At 63.6% G+C, this 25758-nt stretch carries 24 protein-coding genes; 12 read left to right on the top strand and 12 right to left on the bottom strand.

Going from position 1 to position 25758, the window contains the following annotated elements:
* The first annotated feature begins 74 nt into the window (after window positions 1-74).
* The 9 genes from JYG36_RS03070 (at window position 75) to JYG36_RS03030 (ending at window position 10133) form a co-directional block, all read left to right on the top strand.
* Window positions 75-1757, top strand: coding sequence for a flavin monoamine oxidase family protein (locus tag JYG36_RS03070; RefSeq protein WP_045199243.1), 1683 nt, complete (start codon window positions 75-77; stop codon window positions 1755-1757).
* Between the two features lie 13 nt (window positions 1758-1770).
* A complete protein-coding gene (locus JYG36_RS03065) occupies window positions 1771-2568 on the top strand; it encodes a carbon-nitrogen hydrolase family protein (protein WP_213603082.1) in 798 nt (265 codons plus the stop codon).
* Between the two features lie 38 nt (window positions 2569-2606).
* Window positions 2607-4943 carry a pyrroloquinoline quinone biosynthesis protein PqqF gene (gene pqqF / locus JYG36_RS03060; RefSeq protein ID WP_213603080.1) on the top strand — a complete coding sequence of 779 codons (2337 nt, stop codon included), beginning with the start codon at window positions 2607-2609 and terminating at the stop codon, window positions 4941-4943.
* A gap of 167 nt (window positions 4944-5110) precedes the next feature.
* Window positions 5111-5182: a pyrroloquinoline quinone precursor peptide PqqA gene (gene pqqA / locus JYG36_RS03055; protein WP_008365141.1), complete on the top strand. Its 72-nt coding sequence runs from the start codon at window positions 5111-5113 to the stop codon at window positions 5180-5182.
* Window positions 5183-5249: 67 nt separating this feature from the next.
* Window positions 5250-6161, top strand: a complete 912-nt coding sequence (gene pqqB, locus JYG36_RS03050; RefSeq protein ID WP_045199237.1) for a pyrroloquinoline quinone biosynthesis protein PqqB — start codon at window positions 5250-5252, stop codon at window positions 6159-6161.
* 8 nt (window positions 6162-6169) lie between these two features.
* Window positions 6170-6925, top strand: coding sequence for a pyrroloquinoline-quinone synthase PqqC (gene pqqC / locus JYG36_RS03045; protein WP_045199236.1), 756 nt, complete (start codon window positions 6170-6172; stop codon window positions 6923-6925).
* Entirely contained in the window at window positions 6922-7197 is a 276-nt protein-coding gene (pqqD, locus tag JYG36_RS03040) for a pyrroloquinoline quinone biosynthesis peptide chaperone PqqD (protein ID WP_045199234.1), read from the top strand. Before pqqC ends, pqqD begins: the two co-directional genes overlap by 4 nt.
* Window positions 7169-8329, top strand: a complete 1161-nt coding sequence (pqqE, locus tag JYG36_RS03035; RefSeq protein WP_213603077.1) for a pyrroloquinoline quinone biosynthesis protein PqqE — start codon at window positions 7169-7171, stop codon at window positions 8327-8329. Before pqqD ends, pqqE begins: the two co-directional genes overlap by 29 nt.
* Window positions 8295-10133: a S9 family peptidase gene (locus JYG36_RS03030; protein ID WP_213603075.1), complete on the top strand. Its 1839-nt coding sequence runs from the start codon at window positions 8295-8297 to the stop codon at window positions 10131-10133. Before pqqE ends, JYG36_RS03030 begins: the two co-directional genes overlap by 35 nt.
* 36 nt (window positions 10134-10169) lie before the next feature.
* Here JYG36_RS03030 and JYG36_RS03025 read toward each other — a convergent pair whose 3' ends face one another.
* The 3 genes from JYG36_RS03025 to JYG36_RS03015 form a co-directional block, all read right to left on the bottom strand.
* Window positions 10170-10328 carry a YqaE/Pmp3 family membrane protein gene (locus JYG36_RS03025; protein ID WP_003177654.1) on the bottom strand — a complete coding sequence of 53 codons (159 nt, stop codon included), beginning with the start codon at window positions 10326-10328 and terminating at the stop codon, window positions 10170-10172.
* A gap of 164 nt (window positions 10329-10492) precedes the next feature.
* Window positions 10493-11764 (bottom strand): aspartate aminotransferase family protein, encoded by a 1272-nt coding sequence (locus JYG36_RS03020; protein WP_093378897.1) that lies wholly within the window; start codon window positions 11762-11764, stop codon window positions 10493-10495.
* Window positions 11761-12459, bottom strand: a complete 699-nt coding sequence (locus JYG36_RS03015) for an MOSC domain-containing protein (protein ID WP_213603073.1) — start codon at window positions 12457-12459, stop codon at window positions 11761-11763. The genes JYG36_RS03020 and JYG36_RS03015 overlap by 4 nt, the downstream gene beginning before the upstream one ends.
* A 102-nt stretch (window positions 12460-12561) precedes the next feature.
* Here JYG36_RS03015 and JYG36_RS03010 point away from each other — a divergent pair, with 102 nt between their 5' ends.
* Window positions 12562-13485, top strand: coding sequence for a LysR family transcriptional regulator (locus JYG36_RS03010; RefSeq protein WP_045199221.1), 924 nt, complete (start codon window positions 12562-12564; stop codon window positions 13483-13485).
* Window positions 13486-13714: 229 nt separating this feature from the next.
* Here the strand turns inward: JYG36_RS03010 and JYG36_RS03005 are convergent, their stop codons facing one another.
* From JYG36_RS03005 to bioB, 9 genes are all read right to left on the bottom strand, one after another.
* Window positions 13715-15493: an acyl-CoA dehydrogenase C-terminal domain-containing protein gene (locus JYG36_RS03005; RefSeq protein WP_123565351.1), complete on the bottom strand. Its 1779-nt coding sequence runs from the start codon at window positions 15491-15493 to the stop codon at window positions 13715-13717.
* Window positions 15494-15614: 121 nt separating this feature from the next.
* Entirely contained in the window at window positions 15615-16898 is a 1284-nt protein-coding gene (locus JYG36_RS03000) for a GGDEF domain-containing protein (protein WP_213603070.1), read from the bottom strand.
* A 221-nt stretch (window positions 16899-17119) separates the two neighbouring features.
* Window positions 17120-18925 (bottom strand): phenylacyl-CoA dehydrogenase, encoded by a 1806-nt coding sequence (locus JYG36_RS02995; protein ID WP_093378885.1) that lies wholly within the window; start codon window positions 18923-18925, stop codon window positions 17120-17122.
* A gap of 269 nt (window positions 18926-19194) precedes the next feature.
* Entirely contained in the window at window positions 19195-19491 is a 297-nt protein-coding gene (locus tag JYG36_RS02990; RefSeq protein ID WP_045199215.1) for a hypothetical protein, read from the bottom strand.
* A 107-nt stretch (window positions 19492-19598) separates the two neighbouring features.
* Complete coding sequence (bioD, locus tag JYG36_RS02985; protein WP_093378882.1) at window positions 19599-20279, bottom strand: dethiobiotin synthase; 681 nt, start codon at window positions 20277-20279, stop codon at window positions 19599-19601.
* A 1-nt stretch (window position 20280) separates the two neighbouring features.
* Entirely contained in the window at window positions 20281-21105 is an 825-nt protein-coding gene (gene bioC / locus JYG36_RS02980; RefSeq protein WP_213603068.1) for a malonyl-ACP O-methyltransferase BioC, read from the bottom strand.
* A complete protein-coding gene (locus JYG36_RS02975; protein ID WP_093378876.1) occupies window positions 21098-21829 on the bottom strand; it encodes an alpha/beta fold hydrolase in 732 nt (243 codons plus the stop codon). The genes bioC and JYG36_RS02975 overlap by 8 nt, the downstream gene beginning before the upstream one ends.
* Window positions 21822-22994: an 8-amino-7-oxononanoate synthase gene (gene bioF / locus JYG36_RS02970; protein WP_213603066.1), complete on the bottom strand. Its 1173-nt coding sequence runs from the start codon at window positions 22992-22994 to the stop codon at window positions 21822-21824. Before bioF ends, JYG36_RS02975 begins: the two co-directional genes overlap by 8 nt.
* Before the next feature lie 7 nt (window positions 22995-23001).
* A complete protein-coding gene (gene bioB / locus JYG36_RS02965; protein ID WP_045199206.1) occupies window positions 23002-24060 on the bottom strand; it encodes a biotin synthase BioB in 1059 nt (352 codons plus the stop codon).
* A gap of 89 nt (window positions 24061-24149) precedes the next feature.
* Here bioB and JYG36_RS02960 point away from each other — a divergent pair, with 89 nt between their 5' ends.
* Together JYG36_RS02960 and JYG36_RS02955 are read left to right on the top strand one after the other, a co-directional pair.
* Window positions 24150-24887, top strand: a complete 738-nt coding sequence (locus tag JYG36_RS02960; protein ID WP_093378871.1) for a ComFC family protein — start codon at window positions 24150-24152, stop codon at window positions 24885-24887.
* Window positions 24888-24946: 59 nt separating this feature from the next.
* Window positions 24947-25711 carry a TOBE domain-containing protein gene (locus tag JYG36_RS02955; RefSeq protein WP_093378862.1) on the top strand — a complete coding sequence of 255 codons (765 nt, stop codon included), beginning with the start codon at window positions 24947-24949 and terminating at the stop codon, window positions 25709-25711.
* The last annotated feature ends 47 nt before the right edge of the window (window positions 25712-25758 follow it).

The following is a 25758-nucleotide window of genomic DNA, read 5'->3' as shown; positions in this document are numbered from 1 at the left end:
CCCCCTAAAATGACCGCCAGTGTTTTTTCTATACTCAAGCTCCGCACCCCGCGCAGCGCCTGGCAAGGTCACTTATGAACAAGAACAATCGTCACCCCGCCGACGGCAAGAAACCCATCACCATTTTCGGCCCGGATTTTCCTTTTGCCTTTGACGACTGGATCGAGCACCCGGCCGGCTTGGGTAGCATCCCGGCGGCGCGCCATGGAGAGGAAGTGGCGATTGTCGGTGCCGGTATCGCCGGGCTGGTGGCGGCCTACGAGTTGATGAAGCTGGGCCTCAAGCCTGTGGTCTACGAAGCTTCGAAAATGGGTGGGCGCCTGCGCTCGCAAGCCTTCGAAGGCAGTGACGGGATCATCGCCGAGCTGGGTGGCATGCGCTTTCCGGTGTCGTCGACGGCGTTCTACCACTATGTCGACAAGCTCGGCCTTGAAACCAAGCCCTTCCCCAACCCGCTGACCCCGGCCTCGGGCAGCACAGTGATCGACCTCGAAGGCCAGACCCACTACGCGGAAAAACTCTCCGATTTGCCCAAGTTGTTCCAGGAGGTTGCCGACGCCTGGGCCGATGCCCTGGAAGACGGCGCCCGCTTCGGCGACATCCAGCAAGCCATCCGCGACCGCGATGTGCCGCGCCTCAAGGAGCTGTGGAACACCCTGGTACCGCTGTGGGACGACCGCACCTTCTACGACTTCGTCGCCACCTCAAAAGCCTTCGCCAAACTCAGCTTCCTGCACCGCGAGGTGTTCGGCCAGGTCGGTTTCGGCACCGGTGGCTGGGACTCGGACTTCCCCAATTCGATGCTGGAAATCTTCCGCGTGGTGATGACCAACTGCGACGATCACCAGCACCTGGTAGTTGGCGGCGTCGAGCAAGTGCCGCTGGGCATCTGGCGCCATGTGCCGGAGCGTTGCGCGCACTGGCCGGCCGGCACCAGCCTCAGCTCGCTACACCGCGGCGCGCCACGTGCCGGGGTGAAAAGCATTGCCCGCGACAGCGACGGGCGCCTGGCGGTAACCGACACCTGGGGCGACACCCGCCACTACGCCGCGGTGCTGACCACCTGCCAGAGCTGGCTGCTGACCACCCAGATCGAGTGCGAAGAATCGCTGTTCTCGCAGAAGATGTGGATGGCCCTGGACCGTACCCGCTACATGCAGTCGTCGAAGACCTTCGTCATGGTCGACCGGCCGTTCTGGAAGGACAAGGATCCAGATACCGGCCGCGACCTGATGAGCATGACCCTGACCGACCGCCTGACCCGCGGCACCTACCTGTTCGACAACGGCGACGACAAGCCGGGGGTGATCTGCCTGTCGTACTCGTGGATGAGCGATGCGCTGAAAATGCTCCCGCACCCAGTGGAAAAGCGCGTCAAGCTGGCCCTCGATGCGCTGAAGAAGATCTACCCGAAAGTCGATATCGCCGGGCACATCATCGGCGACCCGATCACCGTGTCGTGGGAAGCCGATCCGCACTTCCTCGGCGCCTTCAAGGGCGCCCTGCCCGGCCATTACCGCTACAACCAGCGCATGTACGCGCACTTCATGCAGCAGGACATGCCGGCCGAGCAGCGCGGCATCTTCATTGCCGGTGACGATGTGTCGTGGACCCCGGCCTGGGTCGAAGGCGCGGTGCAAACGTCGCTCAATGCGGTGTGGGGTATCATCAATCACTTCGGTGGCCAGACCCACCCGGACAACCCAGGCCCGGGCGACGTGTTCAATGAAATCGGCCCGATCGCCCTGGCCGACTGACGGGAGAATCGCCATGCGCATCGCCCTGTTCCAAGGCGAACCGCAACCGCTGGACCTGTCCGGCAACCTCGAGCGCCTGCACCAGCAGGCGCAACTGGCCACTGCCCGCGGCGCCGAACTGCTGGTATGCCCGGAGATGTTCCTGAGCGGCTACAACATCGGCAGCGAAGCCGTCGCGCGCCTGGCCGAAGCCGAAGACGGCCCCTCGGCCATGGCCGTGGTGGAGATCGCCCAGAGCAACCGCATCGCCATTGCCTACGGCTACCCGGAGCTGGCCGAGGACGGGCAGATCTTCAACAGCGTGCAGTTGATCGACGCCCACGGCAGCAGCCTGTGCAACTACCGCAAGACCCACCTGTTCGGTGGCCTCGACCGGGCGATGTTCAGCCCGGGGCCCGATCACTTTCCGGTGGTCGAGCTCAACGGCTGGCGCCTGGGCTTTTTGATCTGCTACGACATCGAGTTCCCGGAAAACGCCCGGCGCCTGGCCCTGGCCGGTGCCGAACTGATCCTGGTGCCGACGGCGAACATGGTGCCCTTCGACTTCATTGCCCAGGTCACCGTGCGCGCCCGCGCCTACGAGAACCAGTGCTACCTGGCGTACGCCAACTACTGCGGCAGCGAAGGCGAAATCCACTACTGCGGGCAGAGCAGCATCGTCGGCCCGGATGGCAGCATCCTGGCCATGGCCGGTCGTGACAGCGCGCTGCTGAGCGCCGACCTCGACCTGCAGCGAGTGCAGCAAGGGCGGGCCAACAACCCTTACCTGCACGACCTGCGCCCCGAGCTCTACAGCACGCCGCGGCAATAATCCGCTAGCATGACGGTTCGCCTGTACCCGGAGTCGTCATGCCCAGCGCCCTGCACAACCTGACCCTCGCCAATGGCCTGCAGGTCACCCTGCGCCATGCACCGCAGCTAAAACGCTGCGCGGCGGCTGTGCGGGTAGCGGCCGGCAGCCATGACGCGCCACCGGCGTGGCCGGGGCTGGCACACTTTCTCGAGCATCTGTTCTTCCTCGGCAATCAACGCTTCGCCCTGGACGACGGCCTGATGCGCTATGTGCAGCACCACGGCGGGCAGGTCAACGCCAGCACCCGTGAACGCAGCACCGAGTTCTTTTTCGAAGTACCGCCCGCGGCTTTTGCCGGGGGGCTTGAGCGACTGTGCCAGATGCTCGCACAGCCGCAGTTCGACCTTGAGCGGCAAGTGCGCGAACGGGAAGTGATCCATGCCGAGTTCATTGCCTGGTCGCGCAATCCACAAGCGCAGCACCAGTTTGCCTTGCTTCAGGCTGCGGGCAGCGAACATCCGCTGAGCGCGTTCCAGGCTGGCAACCGCTACAGCCTGCAGGTTCAAAATCCGGCGTTCCAGGCGGCGTTGCGCGGCTTTCACCAGCGCTTCTACCAGGCCGGGCAAATCACCTTGAGCCTGAGCGGGCCACAAAGCCTCGACGAACTGCAGGCGTTGGCGAATCGCTTCGGCCAGGTGTTCAGTCGCGGGGCAAAAGTGCAGCAATCGCTACCACCGAGCTTCTATAGCCGGGCTGCGCTGTTGATGCACAACGAACGGCAACTGGATGTGCTGTACCCGTGCGAGCAACTCCCCACAGGTTTTGAGCAGGCAGTCGATTTTCTCGCTACCTGGCTGAGCGACATCCGGCCCGGCGGCTTGCCGGCGACCTTGCGCGCGCGGGGCTGGCTGGCGCACTTCGCGTTTTCCTCGCTGTACAGCTTTGCCGGCCAGACGCTGCTGCATGCGGGCTTCAAACTCAACGACACGGCTGATGCCACGCAGGTCCAGGCGCTGTTGACTGACTGGCTGGGGTTTTTCCGCACGGCGGACCTGAGCAGCATCAATCAGGAATACGCCCGCTTGCAGCGTTGTCGCGAACTTGCCGCCAGCGCGCTGGAGCTGGCACGCCAGGACAGCACCGGGCAACGCTTCGACGCGCTGGACGCGCAAGGCTTGGCTGCGCTTGAACAGTTGCTCGAAACAATGCTCGCCGGCCAGGTAAAACCGCCTACCCACGCCTGGCAGTTGCCCGCTGCAAATCCGTTGCTGAGCGTGAAGGCGCAGACCCTCTCGGTCAGCGCCGTTCCCGAAGGCCTGACTGTCTCTCCCCTGCTACCGCCGTCGCGCGAGCATGGTGTGGTCTACCTGCGCTGGCAGCTCACCTCAGCCTTGCGTGGGCGCCTGTGGCAGGTACTTGATCGGGCGCTGCAAGCCCTGAGTGAACAGGCTGCGCAGGCTGGGGTGCAAGTGCAATTGAGCGCCTGCGACAAATACTGGCAGTTGCGCTGCGCCGGCAATGGCACCGTGGTGGGCGCAGTGATTGAACAGGCATTGGCCATCCTGCGGCAGCCGCCCAGCCAGAGCTGGACAACTGGCGCTGCCGAGCGGCCTGATACCATGCCGATCCGCGCGCTGCTCAGGCAGTTGCCGGAGCAACTACTAGGCCGCCGCGTCGACGAGCCCTTGCCGGCCTGCATAATCAGCCAGAGCGATCTGGATGCGTTGTGGGAGCATTCAACCTGGACTGGACTTTCGACCGGCTTCAGTGCCAGCCAGCAATCGGCGCTGAACCAGGCCCTAAGCGCAATGCCAGGGTGCGCTGGCAGGCATCTGCCGACCACAATCGAACCTGTGCGGCGCTGGCAAACGCTACCGCCAGCGGCCAGTGAACAGGCCTTGCTGCTGTTCTGCCCGATCGAGGACCAAGCCGCAGGCCGGCTGTTTGCCCAGCAGCTACAAGGGCCTTTCTATCAGCGCCTGCGGGTCGAACTGAACCTGGGCTACGCGGTATTCAGCGCCTTCCGACAGATCGAGGGCTGCAACGGCCTGTTGCTTGGCGTGCAGTCGCCATCGGCCAGCCATACCGAGATCATCGGGCACATCCAGGCATTGCTCGATAACCTGCCCGCCACACTGAGCTGCAACCCTGCAGATAAACAGGCCCTCGCCGCCCAGTTCGACGAAGCGGCGATGACCAACAACGAGGTTGCCGAATGGGCCTGGCAGGCGCATCTGGCCGGCCATCGCCAGCCGCGGCTGAGCGATCTGCAAGCGGCGATCCTGGCGGTCGAAACGCCGCAGCTGAAGCACCTGGCCCGCCAGGTAAGCCAGGCCGAACACGGCTGGCTGTGCCTGGCCAACGGCCCGGCGCCCAGCGAAAACTGGCACTGATGCAGGCGATCCTTACCGTCCCGGTAACGGCGTTTATCTTAGATTTAACCATTCGGTCCGTATTTTTTTAGTAAGATAGCGCAATCTTGGCTATGGAACCCCTCACCTGGAGGGTGGACTAAATAAGTAGCTGACAACCCCCAGACCTATCCGGAAGGAGTAATCCCATGTGGACCAAACCTGCTTACACTGACCTGCGTATCGGCTTTGAAGTGACCATGTATTTCGCAAGCCGCTGAACCTGCTTGCGGTACAACGCCTCGGCCCGCCGGGGCGTTTTTATTTCAGGACGCGGCAGGAGTGGCCATGTACATCCAGATTCTAGGTTCCGCCGCCGGTGGCGGTTTTCCCCAGTGGAACTGCAACTGCGCCAACTGCAAAGGCTTTCGCGACGGCAGCCTGCGCGCCACGGCGCGCACCCAGTCATCGATTGCCCTGTCTGACGACGGCATCCACTGGGTGCTGTGCAACGCCTCGCCGGACATCCGCGCACAGCTGCAAAGCTTTGCCCCGATGCAGCCGGCCCGGGCCCTGCGCGACACCGGCATCAATGCCATCGTCCTGCTCGACAGCCAGATCGACCACACCACCGGCCTGCTCAGCCTGCGCGAAGGCTGCCCGCACCAGGTCTGGTGCACCGACATGGTCCATCAGGACCTGAGCACTGGTTTCCCGCTGTTCACCATGCTCAGCCACTGGAACGGTGGCCTGCAGTGGCAGCGCATCGAGCTCGAAGGCAGCTTCGTCATCGATGCCTGCCCGAACCTGCGCTTCACCCCCTTCCCGCTGCGTAGCGCCGCACCGCCCTACTCACCGCACCGCTTCGACCCACACCCGGGTGACAACCTCGGGCTGATGGTCGAAGACCTGCGCACCGGCGGCAAGCTGTTCTACGCCCCGGGCCTGGGCCAGGTCGACGGCAAATTGTTGCAGATGATGAGCGACGCCGACTGCCTGCTGGTCGACGGCACCCTCTGGGAGGATGATGAAATGCAGCGCCGCGGTGTCGGCACCCGCACCGGCCGCGAGATGGGCCACCTGGCGCAGAACGGCCCGGGCGGCATGCTCGAGGTACTGGAAGGCTTCCCGCGTCAGCGCAAGGTGCTTATCCACATCAACAACACCAACCCGATTCTCGATGAGGATTCGGCCGAACGCGCCGAATGCGTACGCCGCGGCGTCGAAGTGGCCTTCGACGGCATGAGCATCACCCTCTAGGAGCCGACATGAGCGACGCCAAACCGCTGTCCCCCGCCGAATTCGAACAGGCCCTGCGCGCCAAGGGCGCCTATTACCACATTCATCACCCCTACCATGTGGCGATGTATGAAGGCCGCGCGAGCCGCGAGCAGATCCAGGGCTGGGTGGCCAACCGTTTCTATTACCAGGTCAACATCCCGATGAAAGACGCCGCGATCCTGGCCAACTGCCCGGACCGCGAAATCCGCCGCGAGTGGATTCAGCGCCTGCTCGACCATGACGGCGCCCCTGGCGAAGACGGCGGCATCGAAGCCTGGCTGCGCCTGGGCCAGGCGGTCGGCCTCGATCCGCAGCAGCTGCGTTCCCAGGAACTGGTGCTGCCTGGCGTGCGTTTTGCCGTGGATGCCTACGTCAACTTCGCCCGCCGCGCCAGTTGGCAAGAGGCCGCCAGCAGCTCGCTGACCGAGCTGTTCGCCCCGCAGATCCATCAGTCGCGGCTCGACAGCTGGCCGCAGCACTACCCATGGATCGACCCGGCCGGCTATGAGTACTTCCGCACTCGCCTGGGCCAGGCCCGGCGTGACGTCGAGCATGGGCTGGCGATTACCCTGCAGCACTACACTACAGTTGAAGGCCAGCAGCGCATGCTGGAGATCCTGCAGTTCAAGCTGGACATCCTCTGGAGCATGCTCGATGCCATGAGCATGGCTTACGAACTGAACCGCCCGCCCTATCACAGTGTCACCAGCGAAAGGGTCTGGCACAAAGGAATCGCCCTATGAGTTTTAATCGCGCGCAAGTTCCGGCCTGGCGCCCGGGCTATCGCTTCCAGTACGAGCCGGCGCAAAAGGGCCATGTGCTGTTGTACCCGGAAGGGATGATCAAGCTCAACGACAGCGCTGCGCTGATCGGCGGGCTGATCGACGGCCAGCGCGATGTCGCTGCGATCATCGCCGAGCTGGACAAGCAGTTCCCTGGCGTACCTGAGCTCGGTGACGACATCGAGCAGTTCATGGAGGTGGCCCGTGCCGAACACTGGATCAGCCTTGCCTGAATTGCCGGCAAAACCTGACGTCGGCCTGCCGCTGTGGCTGCTCGCCGAGCTGACCTACCGTTGCCCGCTGCAGTGCCCGTACTGCTCCAACCCCCTGGACTTCGCCGCCCAGGGCCAGGAGCTGAGCACCGCGCAGTGGTTCAAGGTGATGGCCGAAGCGCGGGAGATGGGCGCCGCGCAACTGGGCTTTTCCGGCGGTGAGCCGCTGGTGCGCCAGGACCTGGCCGAACTGATCGGCGAGGGCCGGCGCCTGGGTTACTACACCAACCTGATCACCTCCGGCATCGGCCTCACCGAACAGAAGATCGCCACCTTCAAAGAGGCCGGGCTGGACCATATCCAGATCAGCTTCCAGGCCAGCGACGAGCAGGTGAACAACCTGCTGGCCGGCTCGAAGAAGGCCTTCGCGCAAAAGCTGGAAATGGCCCGCGCGGTAAAAGCCCATGGCTACCCGATGGTGCTGAACTTCGTCACCCATCGGCACAATATCGACAAGATCGACCGCATCATCGAGCTGTGCGTGGCCCTGGAAGCCGACTTCGTCGAGCTGGCCACTTGTCAGTTCTATGGCTGGGCGCACCTGAACCGCGTCGGCCTGCTGCCGACCCGCGCCCAGCTCGAACGCGCCGAGCGCATCACCAACGAGTACCGGGCCAAACTGCAAGCCGCCGGCAACCCGTGCAAGCTGATCTTCGTCACCCCGGACTATTACGAAGAGCGCCCCAAGGCCTGCATGAACGGCTGGGGCAGCGTGTTTCTCACCGTCACCCCGGACGGCACCGCCCTGCCCTGCCATGGCGCCCGGCAGTTACCGGTGCAGTTTCCCAATGTGCGCGACCACAGCATGCAGCACATCTGGTACGACTCGTTCGGGTTCAATCGCTTTCGCGGTTATGACTGGATGCCCGAGCCGTGCCGTTCCTGCGACGAAAAGGAGAAAGACTTCGGCGGCTGCCGCTGCCAGGCCTTCATGCTCACCGGCGACGCCAGCAATGCCGACCCGGTTTGCGCCAAGTCGGCCGAGCACGGCATCATCCTCAAGGCGCGTGAAGACGCCGAGCATGCCCATCAGACCATCGACGAGCTGACCTTCCGTAATGAGCGAAACTCCCGTGTCATTGTCCGCGGCTGAGCGCTTCAGCGCCGAACAGGCGGTCGCCGCCGGTACCGACTTTGCCGAGCTGCGGGTTGCCGCCCAAGGCCTGTTCTGGAACGAGTTTCGCCCCAGCGACGGCGCCTGCCGGATCTGGCTCTGGCGCGATGGCCAGGCCCGCTGCCTGACGCCCAATGGCTTCAGCGTGCGCAGCCGGGTGTATGAGTACGGTGGCGGCAGCTTCTGCCTGAGCGACGATGGCTTGGTGTTCGTCAACGAGGCCGACCAGCAGCTCTATTGCCAGGACCTTGACGGCGGATTACCGCAACCTCTAACTGCGGGCGTGAAACGTTACGGCGACCTGCGCTGGGCCAATGGCCAGGTGCTGGCAGTGGAAGAAAGCCATGGCCCCGGAGCGGTCGAGCATCGCCTGGTGGCCATCGTCAAGGGTAGCCGTGAAGTACTGGCCGAAGGCGCCGACTTCTACGCCGCGCCCACCCTCAGCGCCGATGGCTCGCGCCTGGCCTGGATAGAATGGAGCCGCCCCGAGCAACCATGGACCGCAACCCGCTTGCTGTGTTGCCAGCGCCAGGCCGATGGCCGCTGGAGCACACCGCGCTGTATCGCCGGTGAACAAGGCCCGCAACAATCCCTGCAGCAACCGCACTTTGATACCGGCGGCCGCCTGTATTGCCTGTCCGACCGCAACGGCTACTGGCAGCCCTGGGGCGAAACCGTCGCAGGCTGGAGCGCATTGCCGGCCGCCGCTGCCGACCACGCCGGCGCGCCCTGGCAACTGGGCGCCAGCACCTGGCTGGCGCTGGATCAGCAACACTACCTGGCCAGCTGGTTCGAAAACGGCTTCAGTCGTTTAGGCATCTGTCATGCCGACGGTTCGGTAGAAGACTACAGCGCGAACTACAACCGCTTCCGCTGCCTAGACCTCGACGAGCAGCACATCTATGCCATTGCCGCGTCGGCCATCAGCCCACCTGCGGTTATCGCCATCAACCGCCAGAGTCATCAGGTGCAGGTGTTGGCAGGCGGTGCCTTGCCGCTGCCGGCCGAACGCATCAGCCGCCCGCAGGCCCTGCGCTACCCCAGTGGCGATGGTTTCGCTCATGGTTTCTTCTACCCGGCCATGAACGGTGAGGCGCAGCCGCCACTGCTGGTGTTCATCCATGGCGGGCCGACCTCGGCCTGCTACCCGGTGCTCGACCCGCGCATCCAGTACTGGGCCCAGCGCGGTTTTGCCGTGGCCGACCTCAATTACCGAGGCAGCAGCAGCTATGGCCGCGACTATCGCCAGGCCCTGCACCTGCGCTGGGGCGAGATTGACGTCGAAGATGCCTGCGCCGTGGTCAGGCACCTGGCCGAACGCAAGCTGATCGACCCGCAGCGCGCGTTCATCCGTGGCGGCAGCGCTGGCGGCTACACCACCCTCTGCGCCCTGGCGTTCCATGATGTATTCCGCGCCGGTGCCAGCCTCTACGGCGTCAGCGACCCGCAGGCGCTGGCCCGCGCCACGCACAAATTCGAAGGCGATTACCTGGACTGGCTGATCGGCGACCCGGTAGCCGACGCCGAACGTTACCAGCAGCGCACGCCGTTGCTGCACGCCGCCAACATCAAGGTGCCGGTGATCTTCTTCCAGGGTGAGCTGGATGCCGTGGTGGTGCCGGAACAGACCCGTTCGATGCTGGATGCATTGAAAGCCAACGGCATTCGCGCCGAAGGGCATTTCTACCCATCGGAGCGTCACGGTTTTCGTACCGCGAGCAACCTGGCGCATGCGCTGGAAGAGGAATGGAAGTTCTATCGGCGGGTGCTGGAGGGCAGTTAGATCGCTATCGCGACCCGACTTGACCCGCGATTGGCCTCACCGCTTGGCGATGATATACACCGCATGCACGATGCCCGGAATGTACCCCAGCAACGTCAGCAGGATGTTCAGCCAGAAGGCGCCGCCGAAGCCGACCTGCAGGAACACACCCAGCGGCGGCAGGAGAATGGCGATGATGATGCGAATAAAATCCATTGGGCAGCTCCCTTCAAAGATGTACTAGAACTGACTCTAGCGCGGCACCAGGGTTCCACTCGTTGGCAGCAGACAAAAAAACGCCCCAAGCCAAAAACAACAGGCCCGGGGCGATGCGCAGGAACGCGAGACGGTTCGGAAAATTCGTTAACGCGATGTATTGATCAGGCCGTGGCCTCGCGTCGCTGGTTCTGCTGCGCGGCATGCACGCGGGCAAAGGCCCGGGCCAGGCGCAACAGCATTTCGTCGATGTTGCCCTTGCTCACCGTCAGTGCCGGCGAAAAGCGCAACACGTCGGCTTGCGGGGCATTGAGCAGCAGGCCTTCGTGCAAGGCAGCCTGGACCAGCTCGCCCGCATTGTCTTCACTCAGTTGCAGCGCCCAGAGCAGCCCCTGGCCACGCACCTCGACCTGGCCATAGCGGCCGGCCAACCGGCTCAGGCCATCGCGCAGGTGCCGCCCGGAATCCTGCACATGCTCGAAGAAGCCCGCCTCCAGCACGGTCTGCAGTACCGCCAGGCCTGCCGCAGTCATCAGTGCATTGCCATGGTGGCTGCCCTCCAGCTCGCCGGGCGCGGCGCAGCAGGCACTGCCACGGGCCAGCAGGGCCGCCAAGGGCACGCCGCCACCCAGGCCCTTGCCGAGGGTGAGGATATCGGCACGTACGCCGTACAGCTGTTCGGCGAGCATCGCCCCGCAGCGGCCGACGCCGGTCTGCACTTCATCGAGAATCAGCAGGATGCCCAGCTCGCGGCACAGCCGCTCGACGCCCTGCAGGTACGCCTGGGTCGCCGGAATCACCCCGGCTTCGCCCTGGATCGGTTCGAGCATGATCGCCACGGTGCGCGAGTCGACCGCCGCGTGCAGCGCTTCAAGGTCGTTGAACGGCACCTTGCTGAAGCCCGGCAACCCCGGCTCGCAGCGATTGCACGGCGACGGGTCGGAAGCCGACAGCGCGCCCAGGCTGCGGCCATGGCAGCTCTGGCTGGCGGTGATGATGTGGAAGGCGCCGTTGCGATGCAACTGGCCCCATTTGCGCGCCAGCTTGATCGCCCCTTCACAGGCTTCGGCACCGCTGTTGAGAAGATAGGCCTGATCGCTGCCGGTGCTTTCGCACAGTTGGTTGACCAGATTCAACAGGCCGCGGTTATGAAAACCGGCACCCGGATTGATCAGCGCCTGGGCCTGGCTGCCCAAGGCTTTGACCAGCACACTGGGGCTGTGGCCGAGGCTGTTGACTGCACAGCCCTGGGTGAAGTCCAGGTAAGCGTGGCCTTCACTGTCCCATAACCACGAACCCTGGCCGCGAACGAACACCTGGGGCGCTCGCGCTACCGCCGGCATCAGGCATTCCCGCGACAGATCTTCTACCGGTTGCGCAGCGAGCTTGCGCTCGGCCACGGCCGGAGCCGGGCGGCGCAGGTTGAACAGGTTCATGCGCGCAGCCCCTCGAGCGGCAGACCAAGCAAACGCGCGCTCCAGTCTTCGACCTGACCGGTGCGCATGCGCTTGATGGCGATATCGCGCCAGCGAGACGAGAGGGCCGGACAATCCACCAGCTTTTTCAAACCTGCATGCTCCAGAGGTTCACGGTAAAAAGTGCGTAGCGCCCAAGCCACGGTCAGGCCCGGATAACTGCGTTGAATCAGTTCAAAAGGCTCGTCGGCGCTGACGAAACCAGGCCTGAGCACCCGGTAGAACCAGCCACAGCGGCCACTGTCCTGGGCCTGTTGCGGCAGGTTCGGCAAACCCCAGCGATGGCTCAGGCGATAGCACGGCGAACGCGGCTGGCTGATCTGCAACAGCGCCCCGCCCCAGCGGAACATGTCGCCCAGGCAGACCTGATGTTCATCCAGGCCGTGGGTCGAGAGGTTTTCGCCAAAACCCGGGGCGCGCCAGTCGATCTGTGGATAACGTTGCCGCCACCAGGCGTAATGCTCGGCCGGGTAGTGGTGCAAGGCCCGTTCGGGGCCGGTATGAAAGCGTGGGTCGCCGTGTTCGTCGCTACCCAACCCTTGCGGCCATAACCACAAGCGTCTTGCAACCTCCTGCTTATCGATATCAGTCAACAAGCCATGCCCGAGGTTTTTTGCCTTGCCTATGTAAACGCCATCCACATACACGGTATTCATCGCGCCTTCTGGCCCTGTAAACCTTGTGAATACGGGATAGACTAGGCTTCCTGGCGGCTAACGGCCATTTGGTTTTTCGAGCATTTTTGATAAGTATCAGTTATGGATTTTCGCCAACTGCGTTATTTCGTCGCGGTGTATGAAGAGGGCCACGTCGGCCGGGCCGCCGAGCGCCTGTCGCTGTCGCAACCGGCGCTGTCACAGCAGATCCGCCAGCTTGAACAGAACCTCGATGTCAGCCTGTTCGAGCGCGGCAACAAGCGCCTGCTGCCGACCCTGGCCGCGCACACCCTGTACAACCACGCCCTGCCCTTGCTCGATGGCCTGCAGCGGGCCCGTGAGGCCCTGCGCAATTTCAAGGGCCAGTCGTTGCGCACCTTGGCCATCGGCGTGCTGCAAACCGTGCGGCCAAGCCTGGTGCCGCAACTGCTAGACCGGGTGCGCAAGGCGCAGCCGCACCTGGTGGTGCAGATCTATGAGCTGTCGGGGCTGGAGATCGAGCGGCGCCTGCTCAATGGCAGCCTGGACATCGGCATCAGCTACCTGCCGCCGCGCCAGCCCGGCCTGCATGGGCTGTTACTGTACGAAGACGAGCTGCAACTGGTCATCCCCAACACCCACCCCTTGCGCGAATTCAAGAAGGTATCGCTCAAGCAGGCCGCCGAATTGCCGATGCTGCTGCTCGGCGAAGAATTTCAGGTGCGGCAGATCTGGCAGTCGCAACTGGCCAACCTCGGCCGGCGCCCGCAAGTGCAGGCGGAAATGAACAACATGGGCGGGATTCTCGACAGCCTCGCGCACACCTCGCTGGCAACGGTACTGCCCGGGCGCGCCAAGGAAGTGGTCGAAGATGACCAGGACTTGTTGTGGAAGCCATTGAGCGAACCACGGGTGCCGCTGAAGATCGGCCTGGTGTTTCGCGATGCGCAGCGCCAGCAAGCCTCGGTGGAGTTGCTGCGCAACCTGCTGGAAGAAGAAGCCGACCCGCGCCAGATCGGCGTGTCGCCGCTGGATGTACTGGGCTGAGGTCAAATCGCAGGCAAAAGAAAACCCCGCCGAAGCGGGGCTTTGCAGACTGTTTCCCTGACATCCTTTTCGCCCCGCCATCCTGGCAGGAATCCTTCGTGTCCGTGTTCTGTACTTTGCGCTTCCTGCGCTACGTCCATGTGAGAAGATTAACTGTGGATCCAATCTTCCGATAGAGGCGAAAAGTCACCACGTCATGTAAGAGAATGCTTACAAACAACTATTACGCTTAAAACTGCGCCGCATCCAGCAGGTACAGCGACTCGCTACCGGCTTTGACCGAAGCGCTCAGCGAGTGAATCCGCGGCAGCAGACGGGCGAAATAGAAGCGTGCGGTGCCCAGCTTGCTGGCGTAAAAATCGTCCTCGCCTTGCTTGGCCAGGGCGGTCCGGGCCATCAACGCCCACATGTAGGCATAAGCGGTATAGCCAAACGCCTGCAGGTATTCAACAGACGCCGCGCCGATTTCATTCGGGTTGCTCTTGGCCCGGTCGAGTACCCAGGCGGTCAGGTCGTCGAGGTTGTCGAGGGCGGCATTCAGCGGTTTGACGAATTCGCCCAGCTCGCTGCCAGCACTGGCGGTGAAGTGGCGGATCTCGTCGGCGAACAACTTGTACAGCGCGCCGCCGCTACCAACCACCTTACGCCCCATCAGGTCGAGGGCCTGGATGCCGTTGGTGCCTTCGTAGATCTGGGTGATGCGCACATCGCGCACCAGTTGCTCCTGGCCCCATTCACGAATGTAACCGTGGCCACCGAACACTTGCTGGCCATGCACCGCCGACTCCAGGCCGAGGTCGGTGAGAAATGCCTTGGCCACCGGCGTCAGCAAGGCCACCAGATCTTCACCGCGCTTGCGGGTCTGGGCGTCTTCGCTGAACTTGGCGGTATCGAGCTGCATCGCCACATAGGTGGAGAACGCACGCCCCCCTTCGTTGAGGGCCTTCATGGTCAGCAGCATGCGCCGCACATCAGGGTGGACGATGATCGGGTCGGCGACCTTGTCCTTGGCTTGCGGGCCGGTTGGCGAGCGGCTCTGCAGGCGGTCGCGGGCATATTCGATGGCGTTCTGGTAGGAGCGCTCGGCCGAGGCCAGGCCCTGGATACCAACGCCCAGGCGCTCGTAGTTCATCATGGTGAACATCGCCGCCAGGCCCTTGTTCGGCTCGCCGACCAGGTAACCGACCGCTTCATCGAAGTTCATCACACAGGTGGCCGAGGCCTGGATGCCCATCTTGTGCTCGATCGAGCCGCAAGTGGCCGGGTTGCGCGCGCCCAGGCTGCCATCGGCATTGACCAGGACCTTCGGTACCAGGAACAGGGAAATGCCCTTCGGCCCGGCAGGGGCGTCCGGCAACTTGGCCAGCACCAGGTGGATGATGTTCTCGGTGAGGTCGTGCTCGCCACCGGTGATGAAGATCTTCGTGCCGCTGACCTTGTAGCTGCCGTCCGCCTGAGGCTCGGCCTTGGTGCGGATGATGCCCAGGTCGGTGCCGGCGTGCGGCTCGGTCAGGCACATGGAGCCGGCCCAGATACCGGCGTACATGTTCGGCAGGTACTTTTCCTTGAGCTCTTCACTGGCGTGGGCGTTGATCGACAGGCAGGCACCGGCAGTCAGCATCGGGTACAGGCCGAACGCCAGGCTGGACGAGTTGACCATCTCCTCGACCTGGGCCGAGATCACCTTGGGCATGCCCATGCCGCCGTAGGCCGGGTCGCCACCGACGCCCACCCAGCCGCCTTCGGCGTAGGTCTGGTAGGCCTCGATGAAACCGGCCGGGGTGCTCACCGCACCGTTGTCCCAGTGGCAGCCTTCTTCATCGGCGCTGCGGCTCAGCGGCGCGATGCTCTTGCTGGTGACCTTGCCGGCTTCTTCGAGCACTGCCAGCGCGGTTTCTTCGTCGACCACTTCGGCCAGGCCCGGCAACTGCGCCCAAAGCTTGGACACCTCGAAGACTTCATTGAGGACGAAGCGCATATCGCGCAGGGGCGCTTTATAGTCAGCCATGGCTACCTCTCACACTAGAGTCGGGGACGGCCCGCAGGCCGCATCACTGTTATGCAAGCAGTGTAACCGAACAACTTTTGTGACACATAGGGTCATCTGGCGACTGTATAGTCTATTTCGGTCACACCATGCGTACGGCACCACGCTTGGCCTGTACACCGTAGGCGACGACACAGTTACGCCCGGCACCTTTGGCGCTGTACAAGGCCTGGTCGGCGGACTTGAGCACTTCGTCGGGTGAGCGATGATCGGCCAGACGCTCGCTGACGCCGATACTGATGGTCACCGAAACGCTTGAGGCCGCCGACGCACCACGGCGCTGGCGCCCTTGCTGGTCGTCCTGGGGGCGGCTGTCCTGATTGCGCAACTGGATGTTGTAGTTAGCGATCACCTCGCGCACGGCCTCAAGGTGCGGCATGCACTCCTCGATGCTCTTGCCGGCGAACACCACGGCAAATTCCTCACCGCCATAGCGATAGGCCCGACCACCGCCGGTAACTTTGGACAGCTTGCTGGCCACCAGGCGCAACACCTGGTCACCGACGTCGTGGCCATGGGTGTCGTTGAATTTCTTGAAGTGGTCGACGTCGGTCATCGCCAGCACATAGTTGCGCCCCAGGCGCTGCATGCGTTCGTTGAGCGCGCGGCGGCCGGGCAAGCCGGTCAGCTCATCGCGGAAGGCCATCTGATAAGCCTCGTGGGACACCGCTGCGGCAATCATCAGCATCACCTGGCTGCACATGATGTTCAGGGTGAACGGCAGGATGAAAGTCTTGGGCAGCATCCAGAAGATACCGATCAGGCCGATCAACTGCGCGGCATGCAACGGCCGTGGCTGGCGCAGGTACTGCACCACCAACAGGATGAAGGCGCAGAAGAACACCGGGTAGGCCAGCTGGATCAGGCTCATCCACTGGCCGTGCAGCGATGGCCAGCGGATCTCCGCCAGCCAGCTCAGCAGCGCCTGCGGGAAACTCTGCTCCAGGCCCAGGGCGACGCTGCCCACGGCCAGCAGTACGGCGAAGCGCGCGACCATGTCCTGGAACAGGTGGGTACGCTCCTGCCAGGCGCCATACAGGGCAAACATCAGCGGCAACAGCAGGCAAACCAGGTGGAACACCACCGCCGCGTCTTCGCGCACGCGACCGTTGTCGCGGTAGAAGTCGGTCTGGGTGTCGAGGAGAAAGTAGGCGATGTACACCGTGAGCATCAGAAACAGTTCGCGCTGACGACGGTACACGGCGCAATAGGCGCCGCCGAGCAACAGGACCAGAGTAGGCAGGACATTGAACAGTGAGGTGAAAAAGACGCTGAGGTCTCTCACATAAGCGGCCGCGAGCCCCGACACCAGCAAACAGACTGATGGCAGGAAGTGGCTCAGGCGTACAGCGGATAAACGAAACAAGGGTAATCTCCGACCCGGCAGATCAATAATGGCATTGTGCCTTAATGTATCGGCAGCGCACATGAATAGATGAATGCACTTGGTCGGTGGGAGCAGGCTTGCCTCGCGATAGCATTCTGTCAGCTACCTCACATCGCGGGGCAAGCCCGCTCCCACAGAAAACAAAAGGCAAAAAAAACGCCTGCCGGTGAGGGCAGGCGTTTTTCCTTACAGCCTTTGAATCAGTACGAGAGACCGAAGTGCTCTTCGTTCATGTCCATCAGGTTGTTGGCGCCCGACAGCATGGTTGCGACATGCGTGCGGGTACGCGGCAGAATGCGCTGGAAGTAGAAACGCGCGGTCTGCAGCTTGGCGGTGTAGAAGGCTTCTTCAGTGGTGCCGGCAGCCAGCTTCTCGGTAGCCAGGCGCGCCATGTCGGCCCAGAAGTAGGCAAGGCAGGCGTAACCGGAGTACATCAGGTAGTCCACCGAAGCGGCGCCGACTTCTTCGCGGTCTTTCATTGCAGCCATACCGACCTTCATGGTCAGCTCGCCCCACTCTTTGTTCAGCTGGGCCAGCGGTGCGACGAACTCGCTGATCGCCTCGTTGCCTTCGTTGCCCTGGCAGAACTTGTGCACGATCTTGGTGAAGCCCTTGAGCGCTTCGCCCTGGGTCATCAGTACTTTACGGCCGAGCAGGTCCAGCGCCTGGATGCCGGTGGTGCCTTCGTACAGCATCGAGATGCGGCTGTCGCGAACGTTCTGCTCCATGCCCCACTCGGCGATGAAGCCGTGGCCGCCGTAGATCTGTACGCCGTGGTTGGCTGCTTCGAAGCCGACTTCAGTCATGAACGCCTTGGCGATCGGCGTCATGAAGGCCAGCAGTGCGTCGGCTTTCTTCTTCTCTTCTTCGTCCTGGCTGTACTTGACGATGTCCACCTGCTTGGCGGTGAAGTAGACCATGGCGCGGTTGCCTTCGGCGAACGCCTTCATGGTCAGCAGCATGCGACGTACGTCCGGGTGGACGATGATCGGGTCAGCGGCTTTGTCCGGCGCTTTCGGGCCAGTCAGCGAGCGCATTTGCAGGCGGTCGCGAGCGTATTTCAGGCCGCCCTGGAACGCCACTTCAGCGTGGGCCAGGCCTTGCAGCGCGGTACCCAGGCGAGCAGTGTTCATGAAGGTGAACATGCAGTTCAGGCCTTTGTTGGCCGGGCCGATCAGGTAGCCGGTAGCGGCGTCGAAGTTCATCACGCAGGTGGCGTTGCCGTGGATGCCCATCTTGTGTTCGATCGAGCCACAGGAAACGGCGTTGCGCTCACCGACAGTGCCTTCGGCGGTCGGCAGGAACTTCGGCACGATGAACAGCGAAATGCCTTTGGTGCCAGCAGGAGCATCGGGCAGGCGGGCCAGGACGATGTGGACGATGTTGTCGGCCATGTCGTGCTCACCGGCCGAGATGAAGATCTTGGTGCCGGTAACTTTGTAGGAACCATCAGCCTGAGGTTCGGCCTTGGTGCGCAGCATGCCCAGGTCGGTACCGCAGTGTGGCTCGGTCAGGCACATGGTGCCGGTCCATTCGCCGGATACCAGCTTGGTCAGGTAGGTCTCCTGCTGCTCGGCGGTGCCGTGCTCGGAGATGGTGTTCATCGCGCCGTGGGACAGGCCAGGGTACATGCCCCACGACCAGTTCGACTCGCCAACCATTTCGCTGACCGCCAGGCCCAGCGACTCAGGCAGGCCCTGACCGCCGTGCTCGACGTCATGGGCCAGGCTCGGCCAGCCACCTTCGACGAACTGCTTGTAGGCTTCCTTGAAGCCGGATGGGGTTTTTACGCCCGACTCGCTCCAGGTGCAGCCTTCAAGGTCACCGACACGGTTCAGCGGGGCCAGTACCTGTTCACAAAACTTGGCGCCTTCCTCGAGGATGGCGTCAACCATGTCCGGGGTGGCGTCCTGGCAAGCCGGCAGGCTCTGATAATGCGCTTCGTAGCCGAGCAGCTCGTCACGAACGAAGCGAATATCACGCAAGGGGGCTTTGTAATCAGGCATAGCGATGAACCTCTGCTGATGAATCCTGGATAGGGAGACCGCGATATACCGACCAGCTCTAGGCGGCTTTCGGTCAAACAGTTGTTTGAAACATACGTTTACGCCGAAAACTTGTCAAGCATCAAGCAAAGGGCAGTTCGGCCATGCCAGACTGCGCGATTGCCCTGGCCAAATACCCCGCAAACGCGCAGCCGAGCGCCGGCCTGCAAGGCCAAGGCGCTGATACATAAAGACTAGTTGAAGGCGCGCAGAGGGCGAGCCGCAGGGGGTCAGGCGTAGGTATCGATCAGGGTGCCGAGCATTTCGTCCGATGCTTTGGCCACTTTGACACCAAGTTCGACCTGATGCTTGCCCAGCGCCATCTCGACGCTGCTGGTGGCCAGGTCCATCTGCTGGCTGCGATCGACCGCACGCAGGCGCTCGGCCTGATAGTCGCTGGACTGGCTGGTGGCGGCACGCTCGACGGTGGTGTTGGCGATCTGGCTGGCGGCCTGATCGACGCGGTTCTGCCCGGCCTGAATGGCGCCGAGCCCTGCGTAGTAGACTGAGTTGCCCGAGATTTCCATGTCGAAACTCCATGACGCTGACGGCGAACAGCCTCTATTGAAGCAGACTTGCCAACAAAAGGCCCGTTGAAAACACTAATGGCACTGTGCCTTACGATAGACGAGCGTCAGTCCAGCAGGTCCAGTTGCAAGTGCGCGGCCACCGCTTCAGCGCTGACCTGCTTGAGCTTCGGCACCCGCCCGAGGCACGGCGCCGGTAAACGTTCGGCGAGGCTGGCGAGGTTTTCCTCCAGGCGCGAGGTGCGCGGGTCGACAATGTTGGCCACCCAGCCAGCCAGTTGCAGGCCGTCGCGGGCAATGGCTTCAGCCGTCAGCAAGGCGTGGTTAATGCAGCCCAGACGTACGCCGACCACAAGGATCACCGGCAGCTTCAGGGCCACGGCCAGGTCCGACAGATTGGCCTGGTCGGACAGCGGCACGCGCCAGCCGCCAGCACCTTCGATCAGGGTGAAATCAGCGCCTTGGGCCAGCACCTCGCGCATCGGCGTCAACAAGGCCTGCACGCTCAGGGCGATACCGGCCTCGCGCGCCGCCAGGTGCGGGGCAATGGCCGGCGCGAAGGCGAACGGGTTGACCTGCTCGTAGGGCAGCTTGAGCGAACTTTCGGCGATCAGCGCCATGGCATCGGCGTTGCGCAGGCCCTGGCTGCTGGCCTCGCAACCGGACGCCACCGGCTTGGCACCGAGGGTGCTCAGGCCGGCCAGGTGCGCGGCGTGCAGCAGGCCGGCGGCGATGGTGGTCTTGCCGACGTCGGTGTCGGTCCCTGCAATGAAATAGGCCGGGTTCATCTCAATCCCCTTCTACCGGCGGCTTTTGCAGTACACCGTAGACCACCTGGTAGGTCGCCGGTAGTCCTTGCGGCTGGCGGAAGCGCTCATAGGCCTGCAATAGCCCCTGCATGCGCGCGCGTCCGGTCAGGCCTGCCGGACGGCCGGGGTTGAGGTTGTGGGCGCCGAGGGCCTTGAGTTCGTGGGTCAGGCTGCGTACATCCGGGTAGTGCAACACATGGGGCCGGGCCTGCAGGCTCAGCACCTGCAGCTCACTTTCGCCGCACAGGCGCTGATAGTCCTCAAGGCGCCGGAAGCGATTGACGTGCACCAGGCCATCGACCGCCTGCCAGCTTTCGCGCAGTTCATGCAGGGTGCCGACGCAGAGGCTGGCGAACGCCAGTACGCCACCCGGTTGCAGCACGCGCCGGGCCTCGCTGAGCACGGCACGAAAATCGCCGCACCATTGCACCGCCAGGCTGGTGAAAATCAACTCGACACTGGCGTCGCGCAGCGGCAAGCGCTCGGCATCGCCAGCTACATAATGATGCGCCCCGCCCTGCTCGCGGGCGTGCTCGAGCATGCCTTTGGCGATGTCCACGGCGATACCGGCGGCTTGGGGAAAACGGCTGTTCAGGGCGCGACTGAAGTAGCCGGTGCCACTGCCCAGGTCCAGCCAGCGTTGCGGTTCAAGTGCACCCGGCAACTGCTCAAGCAGCGCAGTACCTACCGCGCGCTGCAGTTCGGCGACGCTGTCGTAGCTGGCGGCGGCGCGGGAGAACGACGCAGCAACCTGGCGTTTATCGGGCAAGGCGCCGGGCAGGCCCGGCAGGGAAAGATCAGTCATCGCCACTCTCATGTACAAAGGCCTTGATTGCTGCCGCCAACTCATGAGGTGTTTCCATCACAAAACCATGAGCACTGTCTTCCAGCAGCCCGACTTCCACGTCGGGCAGAATCTCCAGCAACTCGCCGGCGACCTCCGCCGGCACCAGCTCGTCACGCCCGGCAAACAGGTGCAACTGCGGGCCGCCATAAGCTTGCACAGCCTTCCGGGTATCGAGCTGGCCGAGCACCTGCAACCCCGCCACCAGTTCCTCGGGGGCCGGCGCGGGCATGCAGGCGCTGAGCAACCGGGCCAGGCTGCGCGGCTCTTGCGCGCCCTGGCTGCACAGCGAAACAAAGCGCTTGAGGGTGACCTGGGTGTGATAACGGCAGCCTTCGAGGAAGGTCTGGAAGGTATCCACCGCCATACCGTGCGGCCAGCCTGGGCGCGAAACAAAACTGAGGTTGCTGCCCAGGGTGATCAAGCCATGGCAGTCATCGCCTCGGCGAGCAGCGAGCTCTGCGGCGAGCATGCCGCCCAGCGACCAGCCACCCAGCCAGGCATGGCGTGGCAGTTGCCGGTCGAGCTTGTCGAGCCAGTCTTCGGGGTTGCTCGACACTTGGCTGGGCAAGGCCTGGATCTCGACCCGCAAACCGGGGTCGATGGCCCGTAGGGTCGCCACCAGCGGTTGCAAGGCGGAGCTGCCCAGGCCCCAGCCCGGCAACAGGATCAGATGATTACGCATCAGCAAGCTCCAGCAGCGGATAACAGTCAGCCAATGCATTCAACAATAGCTGCACCTGCGCCGCGCTGTGCGCCGCACTCAGGGTCACGCGCAGCCGCGCACTGCCGGTAGGCACCGTGGGTGGGCGGATCGCGGTCACCAGCAAGCCGCGCTCGCGCAGCAGCTGCGACAGGCGCAAAGCGCGCGCGCTGTCGCCGATCAGGATCGGCTGGATTGGCGTGAAGCTGTCCATCAACTGCAGGCCAATCTGCTCGGCGCCGCGGCGAAACTGCTGGATCAACGCCGCCAGGTGCTCACGTCGCCAGTGTTCGCTGCGCAGCAGTTCCAGGCTGCGCAGGGTGGCGCAGGCCAGCGCCGGTGGCTGGCTGGTGGTATAGATGTAGGGCCGGGCGAACTGGATCAGGCATTCGATCAGCTCTTCGCTGCCCGCCACGAAAGCACCTGCGGTACCGCAAGCCTTGCCCAGCGTACCGATCAGCACCGGCACCTGTTCAAGACCCAGGCCGAAATGCTCGACGATGCCGCCGCCGTTGCGTCCCAAGGTACCCAGGCCATGGGCGTCGTCGACCATCAGCCAGGCGTCGCGGGCATTGGCCGCTGCAGCCAGGGCGGGCAGATCGGCCAGGTCGCCGTCCATGCTGAACACCCCGTCAGTCACCACCAGGGTGTTGCCGACGGCCTTGTCCAGGCGGCTGGCCAGGCTCTGGGCATCGTTGTGCAGGTAGCGGTTGAAGCGCGCGCCGCTGAGCAGCCCGGCATCGAGCAGCGAGGCGTGATTGAGGCGGTCTTGCAGCACCGTATCGCCCTGCCCGACCAACGCGGTCAGAGCACCGAGGTTGGCCATGTAGCCGGTGGTAAACAGCAGTGCCCGCGGCCGCCCGGTAAGTTCGGCCAGGGCTTCTTCGACCGCGTGATGCGGACTGCTGTGGCCGATCACCAGGTGCGAAGCGCCGCCGCCGACACCCCAGCGCTCGGCACCGGCGCGCCAGGCGGCGATTACTTCCGGGTGATTGGCCAGGCCCAGGTAGTCGTTGCTGCAGAACGCCAGCAACGGCTGGCCGTCGACCACCACTTCAGGGCCCTGCGGGCTTTGCAGCAGCGGGCGCTGACGGTACAGGTCAGCCGCGCGGCGTTGCTCGAGCCGCGCGCGAAGATCAAAAGCCATGCGCGCCTCAGGCCGAGGCAGCGTTGTAGAACAGCTCGCTGCTCTTGTGCTCGACCAAGGCCTGCTCGATGGCCGCTTGATGGACTTCGTCGGCGTGTTCTTCACCGGCTTCGGGTTGGATGCCCAGGCGCGCGAACAGTTGCATGTCCTTGTCGGCTTGCGGGTTGGCGGTGGTCAGCAGTTTCTCGCCGTAGAAGATCGAGTTGGCACCGGCAAAGAAGGCCAGGGCCTGCATCTGCTCGTTCATCGCTTCGCGGCCGGCGGACAGCCGCACGTGGGATTTGGGCATGAGGATGCGGGCCACGGCGAGCATGCGGATGAAATCGAACGGGTCAACGTCTTCGGCGTTTTCCAGCGGAGTGCCGGCGACCTTTACCAACATGTTGATCGGGACCGACTCCGGGTGCTCCGGCAGGTTGGCCAGCTGGATCAGCAACCCGGCGCGGTCGTCCAGCGACTCGCCCATGCCGAGGATGCCACCCGAACAGATTTTCATCCCGGCGTCGCGCACATAGGCCAGGGTCTGCAGGCGATCGCTGTAAGTGCGGGTGGTGATGATGCTGGCGTAAAACTCCGGCGAGGTGTCGAGGTTGTGGTTGTAGTAGTCCAGCCCGGCCTCGGCCAGCGCCTGGGTTTGCTCAAGGTCGAGCTTGCCGAGGGTCATGCAGGTTTCCAGGCCCATGGCCTTGACCCCTTTGACCATCTGCAGCACGTAGGGCATGTCCTTGGCCGACGGATGCTTCCAGGCCGCGCCCATGCAGAAGCGGGTCGAACCAATGGCTTTGGCGCGGGCGGCCTCTTCGAGGACCTTCTGCACTTCCATCAGCTTCTGTTTTTCCAGCCCGGTGTTGTAGTGGCCGGACTGCGGACAATATTTGCAATCTTCCGGGCAGGCGCCGGTCTTGATCGACAACAGGGTCGAGACCTGCACGCGGTTGGCGTCGAAATGCGCGCGGTGCACGGTTTGCGCCTGGAACAGCAAGTCATTGAACGGCTGCTGGAACAGGGCTTTGACCTCGGCCAGGGACCAGTCGTGACGTGTTGTTGCAGTTGTGCTGGCGCTCATCGGCGGTTCCTTGTTTAGGCTTGTACAAGCGCCGGCACAGGAAACCCCGCCAGCGCATCACGGATAGCTCGCATAGTTAAGGAAGGCTGATGCACTGTCAACCACAAGTCAAAAACAAGGTTTACAACTGGCTATTTAATAACCATACCTGTCTGCTCTGCAATGAAGCGGCCGAGCAGCCCTACCCTTTGTGTGTCGCCTGCGAAAGCGAACTGCCCTGGCTCGATGAGCATTGCCAGGTCTGTGCCCTGCCGCTGCCCATGCACGGTCTGGTTTGCGGCCAGTGCAGCCGGCGCCCGCCGGCTTTCTATCGGGTCGAGGCGCCCTGGCACTACGGCTTTCCGGTCGATGCGCTGGTCACCCGCTTCAAGCACAACAGCCAGTGGCCGCTGGGCCGCCTGCTGGCGCAACTGCTCGGGCGCTGGTTGATCCATCGCTTTGAAGAAGGGCTGCCGCGCCCGGCCTTGTTGCTGCCGGTGCCGTTGGCAAAGCGGCGTTTGCGCCAACGTGGCTACAACCAGGCGGGCATGCTCGGTCACTGGCTGGCGCAGCAACTGGGCATAAGCTGCAGCGAACAGGTGCTTATCCGCACCCTCGATACCCCGGCCCAGCAAGGTCTCAAGGCGCAGGCGCGCAAACGCAACCTGCGCCAGGCCTTCGCCATCCACGACAGCAAGCTGATTGCCGGGCGTCATGTGGCACTGGTGGATGACGTGCTGACCACTGGCGCTACTGCCCAGGCCTTGGCCAGCCTGCTGCTCAAGGCGGGTGCCCGGCGGGTCGATGTCTACTGCCTGGCACGCACCGCCAAGCCCGGCAGCGCTTGACTTGCACGCGGGGTGCGGGCACTTTCGGGCTGTTTCCTTTCAGGTGCCCGTTACCGCTTATGTCTCTGCCTGCCCTGCTCACCCAGCACATCGTCCGCCGTCCGCAGCGTATTGCCTTGCTGCAACACATTGCCGAACAAGGCTCGATCACCCGTGCGGCGAAAAGCGCCGGCATGAGTTACAAGGCCGCCTGGGATGCCATCGACGAGCTCAACAACCTGGCGGCCAGCCCGCTGGTCGAGCGCAGTGTCGGCGGCCGTGGCGGCGGTGGGGCCAAACTGTCCACCGAAGGCCAGCGGGTGCTGCGCCTGTACCAGCGTTTGCAGGCGCTGCAGGCGCAGATCCTCGAAGCCGCCGAAGACGCCAGCGATCTCGACCTGCTCGGCCGCCTGATGCTGCGCACCAGCGCGCGCAACCAACTGCACGGGCGTATCAGTTCGATCGAGACCCAGGGCCGCTATGACCGCATCAGCCTGACCCTGGCGGGTGATCTGCGCATCGACGCCGAGATCACCCACGACAGCACCGCTCGCCTGGAACTGAGCCCCGGTACCGCCGTCGTCGCCCTGATCAAGGCCGGCTGGCTGGAGTTGCTCGGCCTCGATGAACAACCTGCGCAGGGCTACAACTGCTTGCCGGTCAAGGTCGATGCCTTGCTTGACGACGCCGAGGGCCCCACCGAAGTGCGCCTGGCCCTGGCCAGCGGGCAAACCCTGTGTGCCTTTGCCGAAGCTCACTGGCTTAAGGGTCACCGGGTCGTTGTAGGTAGCGACCTGCAGGTGCAGTTCCAGCCTTCCTACGTACTTCTCGGAACGCCGCTGTAAAACTGCCACAAAACCGTCATGCGCCCTGACTAAGGTGACTGCCAAAC

Origin of the sequence: Pseudomonas sp. SORT22 (genome assembly GCF_018417635.1) — a bacterium.
In the GTDB taxonomy this organism is placed as follows: domain Bacteria; phylum Pseudomonadota; class Gammaproteobacteria; order Pseudomonadales; family Pseudomonadaceae; genus Aquipseudomonas.
The sequence above is the reverse complement of the archived record's forward strand: the minus strand, read 5'-3'. Positions and strand labels throughout refer to the sequence as shown.